This window comes from Sphingopyxis sp. H053 (genome assembly GCF_001468225.1).
Classification (GTDB): domain Bacteria; phylum Pseudomonadota; class Alphaproteobacteria; order Sphingomonadales; family Sphingomonadaceae; genus Sphingopyxis.
The window spans coordinates 412,045-433,887 of sequence record NZ_LNRU01000004.1; the positions used below are offsets into that span (position 1 = coordinate 412,045).

Here is a 21,843-nt window from a genome sequence, read left to right on the forward strand (position 1 = left end):
TCGCTGGGTCCGCTTTCGCGAGGATGACGAAGTAGGAAATTGAGCGGCAACTACGGGTCGAAAGCCGCCGTCAGCGGAACGGCGGCTCGTTGAACGCGCGGAGTTTGCGGCTATGGAGCTTGGCGCCCTCGTCGCGCATCGTCTCGCACGCGCGGATGCCGATCTGGAGATGCGCGGCGATCGCTTCCTCGTAGAAGCGGTTCGCCTGTCCGGGGAGCTTGAGTTCGCCGTGGAGCGGCTTGTCGCTGACGCAGAGCAGCGTCCCGTAAGGCACGCGGAAGCGATAGCCCTGCGCGGCGATCGTCGCCGACTCCATGTCGATGCCGATCGCACGCGACTGCGAGAAGCGCAGCGCGCTGTCGGTGTAGCGCAGCTCCCAATTACGGTCGTCGGTGGTGACGACGGTGCCGGTGCGCATGCGTTTCTTGAGGTCGGCGCCGGTGGCGCCGGACACCGTTTCGGCGGCGGTCGCGAGCGCGACCTGCACCTCGGCGATCGGCGGGATCGGGATGGCGACCGGCAGCACCGTGTCGAGGATATGATCGTCGCGGAGGTACGCGTGGGCGAGCACATAATCGCCGATGCGCTGGCTGGGGCGGAGGCCGCCGCAATGGCCGATCATCAGCCACGCCTCGGGGCGCAGCACCGCGAGATGGTCGCAGATCGTCTTCGCGTTCGAGGGACCGACGCCGATGTTGACGAGCGTGATGCCGCCGCCGTCGGGGGCAATGAGGTGATAGGCGGGCATCTGGTGCCGCCGCCATGCGCTGTCGGCGACGAGCGCGCTGGCGTTGACGCCGGGCTGGTCGACGTAGAGGCCGGCGGCGCCCGCGAGCGCGGTGTAGCGGCCCTGGCCGACCTGCGCCCCGGCCCAGGCGACGAATTCGTCGACATAGCGGTGGTAGTTGGTGAACAGGATGTAACGCTGGAAATGCTCGGGCGCGGTGCCGGTGTAATGGCGGAGGCGCGCGAGCGAAAAGTCGGTGCGCAGCGCATCGAACAGTGCGAGCGGCTGCGCCGCCGAGGGATCCTGTCCGAACAGCCCGTCGGCGAGTTCGTCGCCGATGTCGGCCAATTCCGTGGTCGGGAAATGGCGTGCGAGTTCGAGCGGGGTGACCCCGCCCATGTCCGACCCGTCGCTGGCGTCGAGCACGTAAGGGAAGGGGATCTGCTGTCCGGTGCGCGTGACTTCGAGCGTGATGTCATAGTGGCGCGCGAGGAGCATGAGCTGGTCGCGCAGATAGTCGGCGAACAGGTCGGGGCGCGTCACCGTGGTTTCGAAGGTGCCCGCGCGTTCGAAGCGGCCGAAGGAGAGATTATGCCCCTTCTGTCCCTGGCGCTGTTCGCCGGTGGTGACGAGGCGGATCGCGGGATAGTCGAACAGGCCCTTCGCCGCGGCGTCGGCCGGCGGCAGCGTGCGATCGCGGACATAGGCGGCGATGGCCGATTTGAGATTGGAGACCGACGTGCGGAACGCGGTTTGAAGTTCGGCGATGATGTCGTCGACGAGCGCGGTGGGGTCGGTGGTGTCTTGCGATGAGTTGGATGTCATCGCGTCGCTGTTGCATGAAAATGTGACAAAAGGGAAGGGGGGCAGCCCGATGGCTGCCCCGCCCCGGATTGCTTACAGCTGTTCGAGCATATGGTCGGCGCTCGACACCTTGAACTCGCCGGGGGCTTCGACGTTGAGCTGTTCGACGACGCCGTCGTTGACGATCATCGAAAAGCGCTGGCCGCGCTTGCCCATGCCGAACGCCTTGCCGTCCATGGTCAGGCCCACGGCTTCGGCGAAATCGCCATTGCCGTCGGCGAGCATCGTGACGCTGTCGCCGGCATTCGCATTCTTGCCCCACGCGCCCATCACGAAAGCGTCGTTGACCGCGGTGCAGACGATTTCGTCGACGCCCTTGGCCTTCAGTTCGCCCGCCTTGTCGACATAGCCCGGCAGGTGCTTGGCCGAGCAGGTCGGGGTGAAGGCGCCGGGAACCGAGAAGAGCGCGACGCGGCGGCCCTTGAAATAATCGGCGGTGTTGACCTGTTCGGGGCCGCTTTCGGTAACCTTTACGAAAGTGGCGTCGGGCAGCTTGTCTCCGGTCTGGATCGTCATGGTCGGCATCCTTTCACTCGAGGGGATTTTGATGGCGGTGACATCGGGTGCGCCGGTCGCCAAGTCAAGCGCGGCGCGGCGGTTGATCGAAAAGCTGGACCGCGCCGCCGCGACGCGGCATGGTGGCGCTTATGAGCACAGACCCCACCTGGTTCACCGGCCAGCTGCTGCTTGCGCTGCCGGGCATCGGCGATCCCCGTTTCGAACATTCGGTGATCGCGATGATCAGCCATGACGAAGAGGGTGCGATGGGGATCGGCATCGACGATCCGATCGAGGGCATGACCGTCGGGGCGGTGCTCGACCAGCTCGAAATCGCGCACGAAGTGCCGCTCGACCAGCCGGTGTTTCTCGGCGGACCGGTCGAGCCGTCGCGGGGCTTCGTCCTCCATAGCCTCGACTGGGGCGGGCAGGAGGCGGTGCAGGTCGGCGATCGCTGGATGGTGTCGAGTTCGCACGATATCCTGCGCGCGATCGGCGAGGGGCGCGGCCCGTCGCGCTGGCTGGTCGCACTCGGTTATGCCGGATGGTCGCCGGGGCAGCTCGAAGGCGAAATGGTTCGCCACGGCTGGCATGTCACGCCGGGCAGCGACGGCCTGTTATTCGAAACGCCGCCCGCCGAACGATGGCAGGCGGCGTTTGCCGAAGCGGGAGTGGACGCCCGCTTGCTGACGACCGAGGGCGGCGAGGCTTAGCGCGCGAGCGCGAGCAGCGGGCGGCCAGTGTCGAGATTGGCGCGCGCGGTGCGTGCGGCCCAGCGCGAATCGACATAGCGGCCGTCGGCGAGTTCGAGATCGTAGCGGATTGGGCTGCCGATTGCGTAGTCATAGGCGGCGGCGGCTTCGGCGGTGCGACCCAGACGAGCGTAAGCGGTGCCAAGATTGATCAGCCGCGACGGGTCGCGGGCATCGAGGCCGGTGTCGCCGGTCAGCTTTTCGACAGCAGCCCGATTTTCGCCGGCCTTCAGCTCGGCATAAGCGACCGGAAGAACCTCCGAATCAGCTTGCGGCGCGGTAACAACGACGATCGATTGCGCCGCAGCGGGGTTCGCGAAAGCCAGTGCGAAGAGCGGCAGCAGAATTTTTTTCATCTTTCGTATCTCCCCGAAAACTTTCGCCGATTTTCTCGCGCGCCGGGCAAAAAGTCAATATTTTCGGGGGTTTGTAACACTGTTGTCACAATAGCGAATTAAGCTGAACGAAAGGCGCATTATAAGTCAGGATTTTCAGAATCTTGGCGATAGCGACTCGTTGTCACAAAGTCGTGGCAGCGATTGTCACAATTGCGTCCGCTAAAAATTATTTTCGTGAGGCCGGTGCATTTTGCGCCGCCGATTCGTGCGTCCGGCATCCGGGCGGGCGGTGTCGATATTGCGATATAAAGAAAAGTTTATATTTGATCGGCGGCGACGTTTCGGCTAGGGCGCCGGGCATAATTACCTGACTTTTCGTGGCCGCTCGCCTGCGGCCGAACTCGCCTACAGGAGACTTAACCGTGGCCACTCTCGCCGCCGATACCCGTGATTATGTGATCGCCGACATCGGCCTCGCCGACTTCGGTCGCAAGGAAATCAATATCGCCGAAACCGAAATGCCGGGCCTGATGGCGCTGCGCAGCGAATTCGGCGCGGCGCAGCCGCTCAAGGGCGCACGCATCGTCGGTTCGCTCCACATGACGATCCAGACCGCGGTGCTGATCGAGACGCTGACCGCGCTCGGCGCCGACGTCCGCTGGGCGACGTGCAACATCTTCTCGACCCAGGATCACGCCGCCGCCGCGATCGCCGCGACGGGCGTGCCGGTGTTCGCGGTGAAGGGCGAAAGCCTCGCCGATTATTGGGACTATGTCGGCCGCATCTTCGACTGGGGCGTGGAAGATGGCACGACCTGCAACCTGATCCTCGACGACGGCGGCGACGCCACGATGTTCGCGCTGTGGGGCGCGAAGCTCGAGGCCGGGCAAGAAATGCCCGCGCCCGAGAATGAAGAAGAGATCGAGATGCAGCGCGCGCTGAAGGCGTTCGTTGCGGCGAACCCCGGTTACCTCACCAAGACGGTCAAGGCGATCAAGGGCGTGTCGGAAGAAACGACGACCGGCGTCCACCGCCTGTACCACATCGCCAAGAAGGGCGAGCTGCCCTTCCCCGCGATCAACGTCAACGACAGCGTCACCAAGTCGAAGTTCGACAACCTCTATGGCTGTAAAGAGTCGCTCGTCGACGCGATCCGCCGCGGCACCGACGTGATGCTCGCGGGCAAGGTCGCCACGGTTGCCGGCTTCGGCGACGTCGGCAAGGGTTCGGCCCAGTCGCTCCGCAACGGCGGGGCGCGCGTGCTCGTCACCGAAATCGACCCGATCTGCGCGCTGCAGGCGGCGATGGAAGGCTTCGAGGTCGTGACGATGGACGAGGCGGTCAAGCGTTCGGACATCTTCGTCACCGCGACCGGCAACGCCGACGTGATCACCGCCGAGCATATGGCGGCGATGAAGAATATGGCGATCGTCTGCAACATCGGCCACTTTGACAGCGAGATCCAGATCGCGGCGCTTGCGAACTACAAGTGGACCGAAGTGAAGCCGCAGGTCGATCTGGTCGAATTCCCCGACGGCAAGCAGATCATCATCCTGTCGAAGGGGCGCCTCGTGAACCTCGGCAACGCGACGGGCCACCCGTCGTTCGTGATGTCGGCGAGCTTCACCAACCAGACGCTGGCGCAGATCGAACTGTGGACGCGCAGTGAGCAGTATAAGAACGACGTGTATGTCCTGCCCAAGCATCTCGACGAAAAGGTCGCGGCGCTTCACCTCGACAAGCTGGGCGTGAAGCTCAGCCAGCTGAGCCAGAAGCAGGCCGATTATATCGGCGTGCCGGTCGCAGGCCCGTTCAAGCCCGACCATTATCGTTACTGACCGGTCGAGGGCCTCGCCCTCTTCGCAACGATAAAAAACTGTGGACGGCGCGCCCATCGGACGATGCGGCGCGCCGATCCGTATGACATGCGATTGAAACATGACTCCATCGCCTTTAGGGCTGGCGAGAATGGCACCGAAGACAGCCGAAGCGTGGAAGATTGAAGCGGGATGAGCGGATCGCTTTCCCCGACCTTTTTGTTCGCCATCGGTCTGTTCGCCGCACTCTGGCTGCTCGCCGGATTTTGGGCGACCGTGCGTGGGATCGCGATGCAGCGGCGCGCGGCGTTCGTTGCGGGGCAGGCTGAAAGGCTTGCAAGCCTTGTCGAAGCGTCGCCCCAGCTTCCCGTCATCGTCCGCGCCGACTGGCGGATCGAGGCGAGCGAGCGGCTCGGCCGCTGGTTGGGGCTCAGCCAAGGCCCGCGCAATTTCGACGAGCTGCGGGGGTTGGGCAGCGGGCTCGACGCGGCGGGCCATGATGCGCTGCGGCAGGCGATCCTCGGCGCGCAGCGCGGCGCGAAGCCCTTTACGCTCAGCCTGAAGCCCGAGGGCGGCGACAGGGCGATCATCATCCATGGCGCCGCGGCGCCGAACGCGGTCGGCGGATCGGGCGGGGTGCTGCTCTGGCTGAGCGACGCGACCGACGGGCAGCGCGCGCTGGCGCATGCGCGCAGCGAGCGCGACGAGGCGATGGCGGCGTTCGAGGCTTTGTCGGGACTGATCGAGGCAGCGCCCTTTCCGATGTGGTTCCGCGACACCGATCTCCATCTCGCGCTCGTCAACACCGCCTATGTCCGCGCGGTCGAGGCAAAGAGCGCGGTCGCGGTGATCGATGGCGGGGTCGAGCTGTGCGAGACCGTGGCCGGCGTGAGCGCCGCTGAAGCCGCCGACGAAGCGCGCATTGCGGGATCGGCGCAGGTCCGCACGATTCCGGTGACGATCGAAGGCGAACGCCGCATCATGCGCGTCGTCGACGTGCCGCTGGCACCGCAGGGCGGCCGCGTGATCGGGATTGCGGGCTATGCGATCGACATTCAGGAACTCGAAACCGAGCGCGGCGCGCACCGCCGCTTCGTTGACACGCAGCGCGAGCTGCTCGACCGTTTGTCGGCGGCGGTGGCGCAATTCGGCCCCGATCAGGGGCTCAATTTTGCCAATCTGCCGTTCCGCCGCCTGTTCGGGATCGAGTCCGACGATGTCGCGGAGGCGCTGCCGTTCGCGCGGCTGCTCGATGCGTGGCGCGAACGCGGGCGGACGCCCGAGGTGCGCAACTATCCCGAATGGCGGCAGGTCCATGTCGACTGGTTCGCGCAGCCGGGTGCGAGCGAAGAGGATTGGCTGCTGCGCGACGGCACGCACCTCCATGTCGTTGCGCAGCCGACCCCCGATGGCGGGCTGCTGCTGATCGCCGAGGACAAGACCGAGCAGGTGCAGCTTGCGGGCGCGCGCGACACGCTGCTGCGCGTGCGCACCGCGACCTTCGACAATCTGTTCGAGGCGGTGGCGGTTTTCGCGCCCGACGGACGGCTGCATCTGTGGAACCAGCGTTTCCGTCGCCTGTGGGGCATCGACGAGGGGACGCTCGCGGCGCATCCGCGTGTCGATGCGTTGATGAGCGGGCTGGCCGACCGACTCGCGAAGCCGAACCAGATCAGCATCGTGCAGGAAGTCATCCGTGCCGCGACGCTCGAACGCCAGCAGCGCGTGGGCGAGGTTCGCTTCGCCGACGGGCGCCATTTCGATTTCGCGTCGATCCCGCTGCCCGACGGCAATGCACTGCTCATCATGCTCGACATCACCGCGAGCCGGAAGATGGAGGGCGCGCTCCGCGAACGCAACGAAGCGCTCGAAGCCGCCGACAAGGCCAAGACCGCCTTCCTGTCGCGGATGAGTTATGAACTCCGCACGCCGCTGACCTCGATCGGCGGCTTCGGCGAGATGCTGCAGGCGGGCTATGCCGGCAAGCTCGGCGATCAGCAGCGCGCCTATATCGATGCGATCATGGATTCGGTGGCGGTGCTCTCCCGCCAGATCGACAATGTGCTCGACCTTGCGCAGGGCGAGGCGGGGACGCTCGCGGTCGAGCGTGCGTCGGTCGATATCCGCGCGCTGCTCGAAGGCGCGCTCGCCGACGCCAAGCCCCTTGCCGACAGCGAGAAGGTCGAACTCGTCGGCAATATCTCGGCGAACCTCGGCAGCATCGACGGCGACGCGCCGCGGCTGTCCCGCCTCGTCGCGGGGCTGCTCGACAATGCGGTGCGCTTCACATCGCCGTCGCGCAAGTCGGGCGCGCGCGTGCTGCTCCACGCCGATGGCGATGCGCGCGGCGTCGATATCATCGTCTCCGATAACGGTCCGGGCATGCCCGAGGCCGCCGTCGCGGTCGCCAAGGGGCAGCAGGCGGGGACCGCGACGGGCGGCATCGGCCTCGCGCTCGCGCGCCAGCTCGTCGCGGCGCACGGCGGGACGATGGAAGTCGTGAGCGAGCAAGGCCAGGGCACGCTCGTGCGGATCAGTCTGCCGCGCGGCGCATGACCGTTTTTACCTGCAACTATGGCTTGGACGATGCCGGGCGGATCGGCGCTGCGATCGGGACGGCGCTGATCGCGGGCGACGTCGTTTTATTGTCGGGCGGCCTTGGCGCGGGCAAGACGACGCTGGCGCGCGCGATGCTGAAGGCACGCGGGCTCGCGGGAGAGGCGCCGAGCCCGACCTTTGCAATCGTGCAGCCCTATGCGCCGCCCGAGGTCGATCTGCCCATCGCGCATGTCGACCTCTATCGCATCGAAGATAGTGAAGAGCTGATCGAGCTGGGGCTCGACGATTATCTTTATGACGGCGCACTGCTGATCGAATGGCCCGAACGGCTGGGCGACGAAGGCTGGCCGGACGCGCTGCTGCTCACGATTTCGGGTGAGGGCGGCGCGCGCGTCTTGACAGCCGATGTGCCTGCCGCTTGGGGAGCAAGATGGCCGCTCCGATGATTCCGCCCGCCCATGCCCCGGCGTTCCTTGCCGCGCATGGTTGGGGCGACGCCCAGATTTTGCCGCTCGCCGGCGACGCGTCTTTCCGCCGCTATTTCCGGATCGTCGACGGCGACCGGCAGGCGGTGCTGATGGATGCGCCGCCGCCGCACGAGGACCCGCGGCCGTTTATCGCGGTCGCCGAGTTTCTGTGCGAGCAAGGGCTGACCGCGCCGACGATCCTCGCGCGCGACCTCGAACGGGGCCTGCTGCTGATCGACGATTTCGGCGACGTGCGGCTGCGCGAAACGGTCGACGCGGCGCCGCATACCGAGGCCGGTTATTATGCCGGGGTCACCGACCTGCTCGTCCACCTCCACGCGCGGCCGCCGATGGAGGGGCTGCCGGTGCACGGGCTCGATCAATGGCTCGACGAGGTGATGCTGTTCAGCGACTGGTATTGCCCGGCCTTCGACATCGACGTCGACCGCGACGCGTTTCGCGCCGCGTGGGCCGAAGTGCTGACGCCGGTCGAAACCGACGGTCTGCCGCGCGTCACGGTGCTGCGCGACTATCATGCCGAAAATATCATGCTCGTGCCCGGCAAGGACGGCATCACGCATTATGGCTTGCTCGACTTTCAGGACGCGCTCGTCGGCCATCCTGCCTATGACCTCGCCTCGGTGCTTGAGGATGCGCGGCGCGACGTCAGCCCGGCGGTCGAAGCCGCGATGCTCGCGCGTTATCAGTCGGCGACCGGACAGGACATCGAGGCCGCCTATTGGGCGCTCGCGGCGCAGCGTAATACGCGCATCCTCGGCGTATTCGTCCGCCTGTGGAAGCGCGACAACAAGCCGCATTACAAGAGCTTCCAGCCGCGCATGTGGGGGCTGCTCGAACGCGATCTGACGCATCCGGCGCTTGTCCCCGTTCGGCAATGGTTCGACGCCAATGTCCCGCTCGAGAAACGGGCGGAGATTTGGTTGTGAGCGTGAAGATCGAAAGCGCGATGGTGATGGCGGCGGGGATCGGCAAGCGCATGCGCCCGCTCACCGCGACGCGGCCCAAGCCGCTGGTGCGCGTCGCGGGCAAGGCGTTGATCGACCATAGCCTCGACCGGATCGAGGCAGCGGGCGTCGAGCATGTCGTCGTCAACGTCCATTATCTCGCCGACGCGCTCGAAGCGCATCTCGCGGCGCAGAAGCGCCGCTTCAGCATCGCGATTTCGGACGAGCGCGACCTGCTGCTCGAAACCGGCGGCGGGATGGTCAAGGCGCTGCCGCAGCTTCGCGGCGACCCGATCCTGATCGTCAACAGCGACAATATCTGGACCGACGGGCCGCAGGACAGCATCCGGCACCTCGCGCGTCACTGGGACGGTGAGCGGATGGACGCGCTGCTGCTGCTGATCCGTCAGGCGAGCGCGACGGGGCATAGCGGTCGCGGCGATTTCCATATGGACGGCGACGGCAAGCTCAGCCGCCGCAAGCCGGGGCGGATCGCACCCTTTGTCTACACCGGCATCCAGCTCATTTCGCCGCGCCTGCTCGACGATGCCCCCGAGGGGGCGTTTTCGACCAACATATTGTGGGACCGCGCGATTGCGGCGGGGCGGCTTTACGGTCTGTCGCACATGGGGCAGTGGTTCGACGTTGGCACCCCGGCGAGCATCGCGCCGACCGAAGCCGCACTGACGGATGGCTGATCGCTCGATCCTCCCTGTGCCGAAGGCATGGGGAGGTGGCAGCGGCGGAGCCGCTGACGGAGGGGCGATGACGCGACGTCGCAGCCCCTCCACCACCCTTCGGATGGTCCCCCTCCCCACGGCTGCGCCGCAGGGAGGATCGGCTTGCGTATCGAAGCCCTGCTCTAGATAGGGAGAGGATGACCCCGCATCCCACCGTCTTTTCCATTCCCGTCCAGCGGGCCTTCGCCGACGCGCTCGCCGCCGGATTGATCGCCCGCTACGCCGACGGTGCGCTGGGGCTGGCGCAGGGCCTGATCATACTGCCAAGCAATCGGGCGCGGAGCGCGGTGCAGGCCGCGTTCGTGCGCGCGGGCGGCAACGGGCTGCTGATGCCGCGGCTCGCGGTGATCGGCGACGCCGACCTCGATGAAAGCGTCGCGCTCGCGCTCGACCCGATCGACGAGAGCGATGCGATCCCGCCCGCGATCGATGCGCTCAAGCGGCGGCTGATGCTCGCGGGGTTGATCGAGAAGCATAATCCGGCGGGCGAGGAACCGATCACCGGCGCCGCGGCGTTCCAGCTCGCCGAGGGGCTGGGGCGCGTGATCGACCAGCTCCATTATGAAGAGATCGCGCCCGCGCGGCTCGCCGATATCGAAAGCGCGCTCGGCGACCTTGCCGGGCATTGGCAGGCGTCGTGGCGGCGGTTGTCGCTGCTCGTCGATCAGTGGCCGAAGCGGCTCGCCGCGACGGGGCATATCGACCGCGCCGATCGCCGCAACCGTCTGCTCGGCCGCGTGACCGCGGGATGGCGCGTCGCACCGCCCGCGCGGTTCGTGGTGGCGGCCGGTGTCACGACGGCCGCGCCCGCAATCGCGCGACTGCTGCGTACTGTCGCCGACCTCGCTGAAGGCATGGTCGTTCTGCCGGGGCTCGACCTCGGCATGGCGGGCGAGGAATGGGACGCGCTGGGGCCGGTGAAGGCGGATCCCGACAAGGCCGGTGCCGAACAGTTTGGGGAGCGTCCGCTCGAAACGCACCCGCAATATCATTTGAAGCTGCTGCTCGGCCGCATGGGCGTGGCGCGCGATGAGGTACAGCCGTGGGACGCGACGTCGCCCTTCGATGGCCCCGATGCGCGCGCGCCTTTCACCTCGCTGCTCTTCGCGCCCGCCGCCTACACCGCACGCTGGCAGCGGGCGGGCGACCTCGGCCCGGGCATCGCCGGGGTCACCGCGGCGGTGTTCGCCGACGACGGGCAGGAGGCGCAGGGCATCGCGCTGTTGATGCGCCACGCGCTCGAAACGCCGACGCGCACCGCCGCGCTTGTGACCCCCGACCGCGCGCTTGCCACCAGGGTCGCGGCGGCACTCGCGCGCTGGGATATTTCGGTCGACGACAGCGCGGGGCAGCCGCTCGGGCAGACGCCGCCGGGGGCGCTGCTGCTCGCGCTCGCCGAATTCGCCGCGGCCTTCGATCCGGTGCGATTGATCGCGCTTCTGGGCCATCCGCTCGTGCGCGCGGGCGCGGCGCGGCTTGGCTGGCTTGATCAGGTGCGGCGGCTCGATCTTGTGCTGCGCGGGCCAGGGCTGGTGCCGGGCTGGGGCGGTGTGACTGCGCGGATCGCCGAACGCACCGCCGATTCCAAAGGGCGCGGCCATGCCGAAGCTGAGGCGATCGGCGACTGGTGGGGCGATGTCGCGGCCGGACTGGGCACCGCGCTTGCGCCCTTCGCGGCGGGCGTTCCCGCGCCGCCGTCAGTCCTGCTCGGTGCATTGCAGGCGGCGCTTGGCTGGTTGACCGGCGAGGGCGCGTGGACGGGCCATGCCGGGCGCGCGCTGTCCGAATTGTTCGACCGCTGGGCGCTCGCGAAGGGCGACGGCCCGGCGCTTGTCGCGCCCGCCGATTTCCCCGCGATGCTCGCTGACCTGTTGTCGGGGGAGAGCGTGCGGCCGCCCTATGGCGGGCATCCGCGCCTGTTCATCTGGGGCTTGCTCGAAGCGCGCCTGCAGCGCGCCGATGTGATGATCCTCGGCGGGCTCGACGAGGGCCGCTGGCCGCAGCAGCAAAGCCCCGACCCTTGGCTCGCGCCGGGCATCCGCCGGATGCTCGGCCTCGCCGCGCCCGAGCGTCAGCAGGGCGCGGCGGCGCATGATTTCGCGGGCGCCTTTGCAGCGCGCGAGGTGGTGGTGACGCGCGCGCAGCGCAGCGGCGGTGACCCGGCGGTGGCGTCGCGCTTCTGGCTGCGGCTCGCGGCGCTTGCAGGCGAATTGCCCGAGGCGCGGCTGGGCGAGCAATCGGTGGTGGCGCTTGCTGCGATGCTCGACGTGCCGCCGGGCGTCAGCGCGCCGGCCGAAAAGCCGCATCCGGCGCCGCCGCTCGCGGCACGCCCCGACCGGATCAGCGTGACCGGGGTCGACCAGCTCGCGCGCGATCCCTTTGCCTTTTATGCGGCAAAGATATTGGGGCTGAGCGAGCTCGATCCGCTGAGCAGCGGCCCCGACGCGAAGTGGTTCGGCATTCGCGTCCATAAATTCCTGCAGGATTGGCAGTCGGCCGGACTGACCGAGGCCGCATTCGATATCGAACTGGCGGCGCTGCGTGCCGACCCGGCGCTCGATTCGCTGGCCAGCGCTTTCTGGTTGCCGCGGATCGAGCCGTCGCTGCGCTGGGCGGCCGAGCGCGTCTGGGCATCGCGCGACGAACGCTGGCCGGTCGCCAATGAGGTGCGCGGCGAACGGATCGTCGACGGCATCCGGCTCCATGGGACCGCCGACCGCGTTGACCAGACCGCCGACGGCACCTTGGCGATCGTCGATTACAAGACGGGTGCGGCGCCGTCGGCTAAATCGACGGGCGAAGGGCTCAACAGCCAGCTTGGTCTTCTGGGCTTGCTGGCGCAGGAGGCGGGCCTTGGCGACCTCGCGCCCGAAATCGTCGATGCGTTCGAATATTGGGAGTTGAAGCGCGACCGGAAAAAGGATGTCGATGGCGCCGTGAAAGCGATCCGCGGGCAAAAACCCAAACCCGCGACGGCCGCGGCGGTCGTCGAGCGCGCGTGCGAAGTATTCGGCGATCTGATCGCGCGTTACCTGTTGGGGCAGGAGCCCTTTGTTCCGGGCGATACGGGCAAGCGCTATGCCGATTTCGACCATTTGATGCGCCGCGACGAATGGTTCGGGCGCGGCGACGCCGACGATCGCGGAATGGAAGCGGGGGCGGTATGATCGACCCCGACAAGCTGCTGAAGATGCTCGACAACGGGCAGCGCGCGGCGGCGCAGCCCGACGATCATGTCTGGCTGGGCGCGTCGGCGGGGACGGGCAAGACGCAGGTGCTGTCGGCGCGCGTCTTGCGCCTGATGCTCGAAGGCGTATCGCCCGAGGCGATCCTGTGTATCACCTTCACCAAGGCGGGCGCGGCCGAAATGGCGCATCGCATCCACGAGCGGCTCGCGATGTGGGTGCGGATGGACGACGGCGACCTGCGCACAGAACTGGGGGCGCTGGGACTGGACCTTGAATTCATCGGCTATGACCGCGGCGTCCCAGCGCTGATCGAACGCGCGCGATCCTTGTTCGCGACGGTGATCGACAGCCCCGGCGGCGCGGTTCGCGTCCAGACGATCCACAGCTTTTGCCAGACCTTGCTCGCCAGCTTCCCGCTCGAGGCCCGGATACTGCCGGGATTCCGCGCGCTCGAAGATAGCGAGGCGCGCGCGCTGCAACGCGAGGTGCTGGGCAAACTCCTGTCGCAGCAGGGGGGCGACGGCGATCATATGCGAAGCATCGCCGCGATGCTGTCGCGGCGGCTGGGGCAGGATGCCGCCATCGCGTTCCTCGCGCGCTGTGCGAGCAGCTTTACCGCGGCGAATGCTCCGCGCCTCGCGCCGCGGGCGACCGACCTGCGAACCGCGCTCGGCTTGCCGCAGGGCGACCCCGCCGACTGGCGGGCGGCGGCGATTGCGGGCGGTGCCGTCGCCGATGCCGATATCGCGGCCGTGGCGCTCAGTGGCCGCGACTGGGCGACCAAGACCGGCGATGCGCGCGCCGATATCATGGACGACTGGAACCGCGCCGATTCGTATGGACGTGCGGCGATGTTGGCAGCGGTGCGCGGCTGTTTCCTGACCGGAACGGGCGACCTGCGCGCCGACTATACCAAGGAAAAGGGCGCGATGCGCGGCTGCGTTGGCGCTGCCGAACGGATCGTTGCCGCCACCGGCGATCTTTTGGCAACCGCCACCGCGATGCAGGTCGCCGACGATCTGGCGGCGGCGTGGGACCTCGGTAGCCGCTTTGCCGAAGCCTACGCCCTCGCCAAGCGCGACAAGGGTTATGCCGATTTCGACGACCTGATCAGCATCGCCGGTCACCTGCTCGCCACCGGCGATTTCGGCGACTGGGTGCGCTTCAAGCTCGACCAGCGCACCGATCATATATTGGTCGACGAGGCGCAGGACACCAACGCGCGGCAATGGGCGATCATTCTGTCGCTCGCGGCGGAGTTTTTCGCCGGGCTGGGCGCGAAGGACGACCGCGTCCGCACGATGTTCACCGTTGGCGACCGCAAGCAGGCGATCTTCGGCTTTCAGGGCACCGAGCCCGCGGCGTTCGAGGCGGCGCGAATCCGCTTTGGCGAGCGTGCGGCGGCGGGCGGAAGGCCGTTCGAGGATGTCGATCTCGACACCAATTACCGCTCGAGCCCCGCCGTGCTCGACGTCGTCGATGCGTGGATCGCGGCGGGCGCGCCCGAACTGATGGGGCTGGAAAGCGACGAGCCGCCGCACATCCCCGCCGATTTCAACCGCGACCGCGCGGGCCGCGTCGAGCTGTGGGAACCGCTGCCGGTCGGAAAAGCGCTCGATGCCGCCGCCGACGACGAGGGCGATCGCGACGACGGCGAAGAAGACGCCGCACCGGGCGACTCCTCCGCGGCGGCGAGCGACCCCGCGAGCCTGCGCCTGTCGCGCGCGATTGCCGACGAGGTGCAGGACTGGATCGAACATGGCAAGGACGGGCGGAGCGTCGCGCCGGGCGATATATTGATCCTCGTCCGGCGCCGCCGCGACCTCGCGGCGCGAATCGTCGCGCGGCTGCAATCGCGGCACGTGCCGGTCGCGGGGGTCGATCGTTTTTCGCTGACGCAGTCGCTTGCGGTGCAGGATCTGCTCGCCGCGATGCGCTTCGCGGTCCAGCCGCTCGACGACCTCAACCTCGCCGGCTTGCTGGTCTCGCCGCTGCTCGGCTGGACGCAGGACGATCTGTTCGGCTTTGCCCATGGCCGCAAGGGCCGCGCCTTGTGGGAGCAGCTCCGCGCACGCGAAAGCGATGCGCCGCCCGAAACACTGGCGGCCTTGCGCGGATTGCTCGGCATGGCCGATTTCACCACGCCCTTTCGTTTCCTCGACGCCATCCTGTCGGGGCCACTCGACGGGCGGCGCAAGCTGTACCGCCGGCTGGGCCGCGAAGCGCGCGATCCGATCGACGAATTGCTCGGACAGGCGCTCGCCTTCGAACGGCGGGAAGCACCATCGCTGCTCGGCTTCCTCGCCCACATCGCCGCCAGCACCGCCGAGATCAAACGCCAAACCGAGGCGCGCAGCGACGTTGTGCGGGTGATGACCGTCCACGGGTCCAAGGGGCTGCAGGCGCCGATCGTCATCCTCGCCGATGCGACCGACGATCCGCGGCCGCGGCGCCTGACCTTCGACCTGTCGATGGACGCGTGGGAAAAGCTGCCGGTATTCGGGCTGGCCAAGGACGAACGGCACGGCGCGATCGCCAAGGCGCATGACGACAAGGAAGCGGCCGAGCGCGAGGAGCATTGGCGATTGCTCTATGTCGCGATGACGCGCGCCGAGGAATTGCTGGTGGTCACCGGGATCACCAAGACCGCCGATCGCAGCCTGCCCGACCATAATTGGCACAGCGCGGTCGATGCGGTGATGGCCGACATGGGCGCCGATTGGCAGGATGCCGGGCCGCGCTGGGGCCGCAAGCGGGTTTATGCGGTGCAACCGAAGAAATGGGCGCGTCCGCCGAAGGACAGGATGAGGCAGGTGGCGCCGCCCGTTGTTGTGCCGCCCTGGGCGACGAAGCCCGCCCCCGAGGAAGCGCGGCCGTCGCGCCCGCTCGCGCCGTCGGCGCTGGGCGAGGACGATGTCGCGTCGCCGCCGCAGGGCGGCGAGCGTGCGGTCGCGGTCGAGCGCGGGTTGCTGCTCCACGCTTTGTTCGAGCGATTGCCGCCGGTCTTGCCCGCGCGCCGCCGCGCGGCCGCTTTGCACTGGCTGTCGGTACAGGCGGCGGCGCTCGACGAGGGCGCGCGCGCGGCGATGGTCGACGAAGTGCTCGCGGTGATCGAGAATCCGGCGCACGCAGCGCTTTTCGGTCCCGGGTCGCTGGGTGAAGTGCCGCTGTCGGCGGTCGTCGACGGCGTGGTCGTGGCGGGGATCGTCGACAGGCTGCTCGTCACACCCGACACGGTGACGGTGATCGACTATAAGACCGGGCGGCATGTGCCGGCGCATGCGGCCGATGTCGCGCCCGCATACCTGCGGCAGATGGCGGCCTATCGCGATGCGCTGCGGGTGATCTTTCCCGGCCGGCGCGTCGAGGCGGCGTTGCTCTACACGGCCGGGCCCCGGCTGATCTTGCTCGGAGACAACCTGCTCGACGCTTACAAGCCGGGCTTGCCCGCAACCAAGGCGAATTTGCCGGGTTCCACCCTTGAGCCGGACGCGCCGACGCCTTAGCTTGGCGGCAACGATATTTCAGGAGTTCAGACTATGAGTACCAAAGCGATCACCGATGCGAGCTTCCAGTCGGACGTGCTCGACAGCGATACCCCCGTGCTTGTCGATTTCTGGGCCGAATGGTGCGGTCCGTGCAAGATGATCGGCCCGTCGCTCGAGGAAATCTCGGACGAACTCGCGGGCAAGGTGGTGATTGCCAAGATCAACATCGACGAAAATCCCGATGCGCCGGGCAAATATGGCGTGCGCGGAATCCCGACGATGATCCTGTTCAAAAATGGCGAGATCGCCGACACCAAGGTCGGCGCGGCGCCGAAGAGCGCGCTCAAGGGCTGGCTCGAAGGCGCGCTCTGACCCTATTTTCGTCATCCCGGACCAAGTCCGGGATGACGATATTATTTGAGCTCGTCTGGCAACAAAAACTTTGTGAATTGCAGCAGTTTGACGGTCTTTAGGGCGCTTGGAGAAGCCATCGAGCTTACACCCGGTCGATCTGGAGATGCAGGACTTTCGTGACAAGCGCTAGCTCCGCAGCACCGATTGCCGACCAGCCCATGGCCTTTTGCGCGACGATCCTCCGGGTATGGAACGACGGGATGCTCGATACGAGCAATATCGATTGCACGCGCGATTCGGCCGACACGTCGGGCTCCGACTTGATCCGCGATATCAGCCGCGCGTTGCGTTCGATGCCGGGCAGCCACAGGCGATCGTAAAAGATATCGAAAGCCGGGCCCGGTTCGGCGAGTTCGCGGGCGATGATTCCGCTGCCGAGCCCATAGGTCGCGTTGCCCAATATCAGTTCCACCGATGCGGCCATCAGCTTTTTGAGCGCGTCGCGCGCCTCTTCCGGGCCCGATGCCGCCTCGATGGTCCGCCTTGCCCCGGCCACGGCATCATGGTTCGCGCGTTCGAAACGCGTCACGATCTCCTCCGCGCACGCGCGGTATAGCCCTTCCTTGCTGCCGAAATAATAGTTTAGCGGCGGAAGCGTCGTTTTCGCCCGTTCGGCGATGCGGCGCGTCGTCGCGGATTTGAATCCCGCCGCCCCGAATTCGATCAGCGCCGCCTCCAATATGCGCTGGCGCGATTGGTCGCCCTTGCGCGACGCGTTCGACACCGCGTCTCTTCCGGGCTGCGCAACGGGCCCTTCGTCCGTATCTCCCATCGTCATTATCAACCTCAAAGCTCTTCGCCGCAATCGATCTGCCATGCGTAAAGCAAATGCCCGCAGGTTGGCAAACATCCGATTTCCGGCGGAATATGGAGCTTTTGGCGGCCTTCTAAAAAATACTTAGAATGCTATTGATTTTGGTCATTCAGAAATATATCATTTGATACATAATATGGGAGGCCGCGGAGTCGAGGGCGCTGGGAACGCGTCTGCGGGGGCGTTGGCCGTGAACATGGGAGAGAGATGGATGACACGCCACCACCGGGCCTTGACGGCGCTCGCCACCGGAAGCTTGATGATCGCGGTTGCCCATCCCGCGGCGGCGCAGGAGGCCGAAGCGGCCGCGACGACAGGGACGGCGGGCAGCGAAGACATCATCGTCACCGCCTCGCGCCGTCCGCAAACGCTTCAGGAAGTGCCGATTTCGGTGGGCGTTGTGACGGGCGACGCGATCGAGCAGCAGGGCCAGCGCCTGTTCACCGACCTCCAGTCGTCGGTTCCCAACCTCCAGATCGACAACACCAACGGCAATTACGCGATCACGATCCGCGGGCTCGGGTCGGGCGCGAACAATCTGGCGTTCGAGCAATCGGTCGGGCTGTTCGTCGACGGCGTCTATTCCAGCCGCGCGCGGTCGTTGCAGGTGCCGTTCCTCGACGTCGAACGCATCGAGGTCGTTCGCGGACCGCAGGGCGCGCTGTTCGGAAAGAACACCAATGCCGGTGCGATCAGCATGATAACGCGCCGCCCGACGCGCGATTTCGAGGCCGAGTTCCGCGCCGGCACCGAACTGGCCGAAGGCGGCATGAATTTCAGCGGCTATCTGTCCGGGCCGATCAGCGACACGCTGAGCGTCCGGCTGAGCGGCGGTGCAGGGCAGGCCGACGGCTATATCGAAAACCGGCTGACGGGTTTCGACGACAATGGGTCGAAATACCGCTCGGGGCGCGCCCAATTGCTGTGGGAGCCGAGCGAGGATTTCGAAATCCTGCTCAAGGCCGAGGGGTTCCGAAACGAAATCAACGGGTCGAACGCCGTCTACAACAATATCGGCAATCCGAACTGCAACCTCTGCAACATCGTCCGTAATGCCAGCGGCGGTGCCGACGCGCAGGACAAGCCCGGTTTCTGGCGGTTCAGCCGCGGTTTTCCGGAGGAATATGACGTCACCAAGTCGCGCACCGGCGCGATGACGATGAACTGGACCCCGGGCGACTGGTCGGTCACCTCGATCACCGCCTATCAGGCGGTGGATTCGGAGCGCACGTTCAACACCATTCCCGGCCCGATCAACCTGCTCAACACGCTGCAGGCCGAAGAGAGCAGCCAGTTCTTCCAGGAACTGCGCGTCTCGCGCGACGTCGCCGCCGGGATCAACCTCGCGTTCGGCGCGACTTACACCGACGCCGACCTCGATATCCTGCAGCTCATCAGCTACAACGGCAATCTGGTGGGGACGACGCTGCCGCAGGCCGAGGGGAAGCGCGGCTTCACCCAGTCGTCCTGGTCGCTATCGCCCTTTGCGATCGTCGAGGCGGAACTGACCGACGCGCTGACCTTCAGCGGCAGCCTGCGTTACAGCCATGAAAAGAAGGAAGCGCGCGGGACGAGCACCAACGTCGGGCCGCGTATCCCCGCGAACAACCTCGATTTCGACATCAGCGGCAACCGGACCGAGAAACTTTGGGATTATTCGCTCCGCCTCCGCTACGAATTCAGCCCGGCGGTGTCGGCCTATGTCAGCTATGCGACGGGAACGAAGGGCGGGGGCTTCCTGTCGAACGATGGACTGCTCCTCTATAATATCCGCAACAACAACGGCCGTTTCGACTTCGACGACGAACGCGCGCGCGCGTGGGAACTCGGCACGAAGATGCGCCTGTTCGACCGCAAGCTCGACCTCGACATCGCACTGTTCCGCACGCGCTTCGCCAATCTCCAGGTGTCGTCGTACAATGGCACCGCCTTCATCACCGGCAACGCTGCCAAGGCAACCGCGCAGGGCGTCGAGGTCGAGGCGCGCTACCGGCCGAGTCGGGTCGTCAGCCTCGGCGCTACGGGGGCGTATCTGGACGCGAAATATAACGATTATCCGGGCGGCCCCTGCCTGTACAACGCGCCGGCCGGCTGCACGCCCGCGACGAACAATCTGTCCGGCGTGCGCCTGACCCGCGCGCCCGAATGGAAGGCATCGGGCTATGTGCAGTTCGATGTGCCGGTGAGCGATGACCTGATCGTCAGCGCTCGCGGCGCCGCCGACTACACGTCGAAATCCTATTTGCAGGGCGACCTGAACCCGCTCAATACGCAGCCGGGTTACGCGAAGTTCGACGCGCGCCTGGCGATCCGCAAGGAAGATGGCGCGTGGGAACTTGCGCTCGTCGGACGGAACCTGACGAATGAGGTAACGTTCAGCCAGGCGATCAACACGCCGCTGCTCGGCGGCAACAGCCATGTCGTGATGATCAACGCGCCGCGGACGGTCAATCTGGAAGCCGTGTTGCGCTTCTAGGCACGGTATCGATTGGACAAGGAAAGGCCCCGAGATGGTTTGGACTGTTGGCCGCCGGACATTCGTAGGCGGGCTGGGCGGCGCCGGGGCGCTCGCGGCGTCGGGCGCGCGGGCCAGCGTGTCCGCGGCGGACGGGCGCAAGCTCAACATCCTGATGATCGTCACCGATCAGGAGCAGAGTATCGCGAGCTTCCCGAAAGGGCTGCTCGAAAAGCTGCCGGGGCACCGCGAACTGATGGCGCGCGGGCTGCTCGTCGAAAATTACCATGTCCAGACGACGCCGTGCAGCCCGTCGCGCTCGACGATCTTCACCGGGCATCACACGCAGCGCACGGGCATCTATCTGAACTCGAGCGGCGCCGAGGATCCGGTGCTGCCGACCGACCTGCCGACGCTGGGCCATATGATGCGGTCGGCGGGCTATTACACCAGCTACAAGGGCAAATGGCACCTTTCGCCGATCAACGAGAAGCGGAACTGGAACCAGGTGTCGGGCATGATCTATCCGGCCACCGAACCTGCGATGGAAGAATATGGCTTCGACGATTACGGGTTCGACGGTGAAGCGGTCGGCCTGACGTGGGACGGATACCGGCACGACCAGTATATCGCCGCCGACGCCTCGCGCAGCATCCTCGATTTCAAGGAACGCGACAAGGCGGCTGGAAAACCCTGGTTCATGGTCGTCGGCCTGCTCAATCCGCACGACATCATGTTCTATGATGCGACGGGCAAGCAGACCGAAACGCGCGCGCATCCCTATCTTCTGGGGCCGCTCCGCCGCGAACCGGGCGACTCGCTCTATGCCGAGGACAATGGTTTCGAGTTGCCCGAGAGCTTCTATCGCGACGATCTCAGCGGAAAGCCCGAGGCGCATCGCGGCATCGCCGCGTCGAACGTCCGCACCTATGGCGCGCTGGAACTCGCCGACGAAGCGTCGTGGCGCCGCTTCCGCAACTATTACTACAATTGCATCCGCGACGTCGACCGGCGGATCGGCCAGTTGCTGTGGGCGCTCGAGACGAGCGGCCAGCTCGAGAACACGATCATCGTCTATACCGCCGACCATGGCGAACGCGCGGGCGCACACGGCATGCGGCAAAAGGGCGGCACGATCTACCGCGAAGAGACCAATGTGCCGATGATCATCGTCCATCCCGATGCCGCGGGCGGGCGCCGCTCGCGCCGCCTGATGAGCGCGGTGGACATCGCGCCGACCCTGCTCGCGCTGGGCGGGAAGGATGTCGGCTGGCGGAAGGAGCATTATCCCGATCTGCCCGGCGTCGACGTGACGCCGTTATTGACCGACGCCAATGCGCGCACCGAACGCGACATCAGGGGGCATTTGTTCAACTATGCGGTGGCCTATGGCTGGGCGCCGAAGGCGGGACAGCCCGCGACGGCTCCCTTCGCCGACCGTTTCGACCTGTCGCGACGCCGGCTGCACCGCGGCGTGCATGACGGCCGCTGGAAGTTCGCGCGCTATTTCGCGCCTGCGCATCACCAGCACCCGCAAAACTGGGCCGAATTGTCGGCGAACAACGACCTCGAACTCTACGACACGCAAGCCGATCCCGACGAGATCGTCAATCTCGCCGCGCGGCCCGAGCAGCGACGCAACATGGCGCGGCTCAATGCGATGGTGAACGCGCTGATCGCGCGCGAGGTCGGGACGGACGACGGCAGCGAATATCCGGGGCCTACCGAGATCTATAATCGGCCATGGCCGGGATGAG

General features: G+C 66.5%; 15 protein-coding genes. 11 read left to right on the forward strand and 4 right to left on the reverse strand.

The annotated features are described in order from the left end of the window. Positions 1-70: 70 nt before the first annotated feature. The gene (locus ATE70_RS10105; protein ID WP_058537780.1) at positions 71-1,552 is read right to left on the reverse strand and encodes an AMP nucleosidase; all 1,482 of its coding nucleotides are present in this window, start codon (positions 1,550-1,552) and stop codon (positions 71-73) included. Between the two features lie 72 nt (positions 1,553-1,624). Further along, a complete protein-coding gene (locus ATE70_RS10110; protein ID WP_058537850.1) occupies positions 1,625-2,107 on the reverse strand; it encodes a peroxiredoxin in 483 nt (160 codons plus the stop codon). A gap of 131 nt (positions 2,108-2,238) precedes the next feature. Here ATE70_RS10110 and ATE70_RS10115 point away from each other — a divergent pair, with 131 nt between their 5' ends. Further along, entirely contained in the window at positions 2,239-2,802 is a 564-nt protein-coding gene (locus ATE70_RS10115) for a YqgE/AlgH family protein (RefSeq protein ID WP_058537851.1), read from the forward strand. On the opposite strand, the gene ATE70_RS10120 is transcribed toward ATE70_RS10115, so the two are convergent. Then, positions 2,799-3,197 carry a hypothetical protein gene (locus ATE70_RS10120; protein WP_058537781.1) on the reverse strand — a complete coding sequence of 133 codons (399 nt, stop codon included), beginning with the start codon at positions 3,195-3,197 and terminating at the stop codon, positions 2,799-2,801. The genes ATE70_RS10115 and ATE70_RS10120 overlap by 4 nt on opposite strands. 404 nt (positions 3,198-3,601) lie before the next feature. Between ATE70_RS10120 and ahcY the strand changes: the two genes are divergently transcribed. From ahcY to trxA, 8 genes are all read left to right on the forward strand, one after another. Next, positions 3,602-5,017 carry an adenosylhomocysteinase gene (ahcY, locus tag ATE70_RS10125; RefSeq protein WP_058537782.1) on the forward strand — a complete coding sequence of 472 codons (1,416 nt, stop codon included), beginning with the start codon at positions 3,602-3,604 and terminating at the stop codon, positions 5,015-5,017. Positions 5,018-5,188: 171 nt separating this feature from the next. Next, positions 5,189-7,552 carry a PAS domain-containing sensor histidine kinase gene (locus ATE70_RS10130; protein ID WP_058537783.1) on the forward strand — a complete coding sequence of 788 codons (2,364 nt, stop codon included), beginning with the start codon at positions 5,189-5,191 and terminating at the stop codon, positions 7,550-7,552. Beyond that, a complete protein-coding gene (gene tsaE / locus ATE70_RS10135) occupies positions 7,549-8,001 on the forward strand; it encodes a tRNA (adenosine(37)-N6)-threonylcarbamoyltransferase complex ATPase subunit type 1 TsaE (RefSeq protein ID WP_058537784.1) in 453 nt (150 codons plus the stop codon). Before ATE70_RS10130 ends, tsaE begins: the two co-directional genes overlap by 4 nt. Beyond that, positions 7,998-8,969 (forward strand): aminoglycoside phosphotransferase family protein, encoded by a 972-nt coding sequence (locus ATE70_RS10140; RefSeq protein ID WP_058537852.1) that lies wholly within the window; start codon positions 7,998-8,000, stop codon positions 8,967-8,969. Before tsaE ends, ATE70_RS10140 begins: the two co-directional genes overlap by 4 nt. Then, positions 8,966-9,685 carry a nucleotidyltransferase family protein gene (locus tag ATE70_RS10145; RefSeq protein WP_231732601.1) on the forward strand — a complete coding sequence of 240 codons (720 nt, stop codon included), beginning with the start codon at positions 8,966-8,968 and terminating at the stop codon, positions 9,683-9,685. The genes ATE70_RS10140 and ATE70_RS10145 overlap by 4 nt, the downstream gene beginning before the upstream one ends. Before the next feature lie 179 nt (positions 9,686-9,864). Beyond that, on the forward strand, positions 9,865-12,894 hold the full coding sequence (addB, locus tag ATE70_RS10150; RefSeq protein WP_058537786.1) for a double-strand break repair protein AddB: 3,030 nt from the start codon (positions 9,865-9,867) through the stop codon (positions 12,892-12,894). Further along, on the forward strand, positions 12,891-16,421 hold the full coding sequence (addA, locus tag ATE70_RS10155; protein WP_058537787.1) for a double-strand break repair helicase AddA: 3,531 nt from the start codon (positions 12,891-12,893) through the stop codon (positions 16,419-16,421). The genes addB and addA overlap by 4 nt, the downstream gene beginning before the upstream one ends. A 33-nt stretch (positions 16,422-16,454) precedes the next feature. After that, the gene (trxA, locus tag ATE70_RS10160; protein ID WP_037513673.1) at positions 16,455-16,775 is read left to right on the forward strand and encodes a thioredoxin TrxA; all 321 of its coding nucleotides are present in this window, start codon (positions 16,455-16,457) and stop codon (positions 16,773-16,775) included. Between the two features lie 124 nt (positions 16,776-16,899). Here the strand turns inward: trxA and ATE70_RS10165 are convergent, their stop codons facing one another. Then, positions 16,900-17,589, reverse strand: a complete 690-nt coding sequence (locus ATE70_RS10165; RefSeq protein WP_058540027.1) for a CerR family C-terminal domain-containing protein — start codon at positions 17,587-17,589, stop codon at positions 16,900-16,902. Between the two features lie 253 nt (positions 17,590-17,842). Here ATE70_RS10165 and ATE70_RS10170 point away from each other — a divergent pair, with 253 nt between their 5' ends. Together ATE70_RS10170 and ATE70_RS10175 are read left to right on the forward strand one after the other, a co-directional pair. After that, positions 17,843-20,107, forward strand: coding sequence for a TonB-dependent receptor (locus ATE70_RS10170; RefSeq protein WP_058801255.1), 2,265 nt, complete (start codon positions 17,843-17,845; stop codon positions 20,105-20,107). Positions 20,108-20,141: 34 nt separating this feature from the next. Further along, a complete protein-coding gene (locus tag ATE70_RS10175; protein WP_058537790.1) occupies positions 20,142-21,842 on the forward strand; it encodes a sulfatase-like hydrolase/transferase in 1,701 nt (566 codons plus the stop codon). Position 21,843 lies beyond the last annotated feature (1 nt).

Excerpts from the sequence above, each read along its gene's own strand:
- ATE70_RS10105 (WP_058537780.1), bottom strand. The coding sequence starts at position 1,552 with ATGACATCCAACTCATCGCAAGACACCACCGACCCCACCGCGCTCGTC.
- ATE70_RS10110 (WP_058537850.1), bottom strand. The coding sequence starts at position 2,107 with ATGACGATCCAGACCGGAGACAAGCTGCCCGACGCCACTTTCGTAAAG.
- ATE70_RS10115 (WP_058537851.1), top strand. The coding sequence starts at position 2,239 with ATGAGCACAGACCCCACCTGGTTCACCGGCCAGCTGCTGCTTGCGCTG.
- ATE70_RS10120 (WP_058537781.1), bottom strand. The coding sequence starts at position 3,197 with ATGAAAAAAATTCTGCTGCCGCTCTTCGCACTGGCTTTCGCGAACCCC.
- ATE70_RS10130 (WP_058537783.1), top strand. The coding sequence starts at position 5,189 with ATGAGCGGATCGCTTTCCCCGACCTTTTTGTTCGCCATCGGTCTGTTC.
- tsaE (WP_058537784.1), top strand. The coding sequence starts at position 7,549 with ATGACCGTTTTTACCTGCAACTATGGCTTGGACGATGCCGGGCGGATC.
- ATE70_RS10140 (WP_058537852.1), top strand. The coding sequence starts at position 7,998 with ATGATTCCGCCCGCCCATGCCCCGGCGTTCCTTGCCGCGCATGGTTGG.
- addB (WP_058537786.1), top strand. The coding sequence starts at position 9,865 with ATGACCCCGCATCCCACCGTCTTTTCCATTCCCGTCCAGCGGGCCTTC.
- addA (WP_058537787.1), top strand. The coding sequence starts at position 12,891 with ATGATCGACCCCGACAAGCTGCTGAAGATGCTCGACAACGGGCAGCGC.
- trxA (WP_037513673.1), top strand. The coding sequence starts at position 16,455 with ATGAGTACCAAAGCGATCACCGATGCGAGCTTCCAGTCGGACGTGCTC.
- ATE70_RS10165 (WP_058540027.1), bottom strand. The coding sequence starts at position 17,589 with ATGGGAGATACGGACGAAGGGCCCGTTGCGCAGCCCGGAAGAGACGCG.
- ATE70_RS10170 (WP_058801255.1), top strand. The coding sequence starts at position 17,843 with ATGACACGCCACCACCGGGCCTTGACGGCGCTCGCCACCGGAAGCTTG.
- ATE70_RS10175 (WP_058537790.1), top strand. The coding sequence starts at position 20,142 with ATGGTTTGGACTGTTGGCCGCCGGACATTCGTAGGCGGGCTGGGCGGC.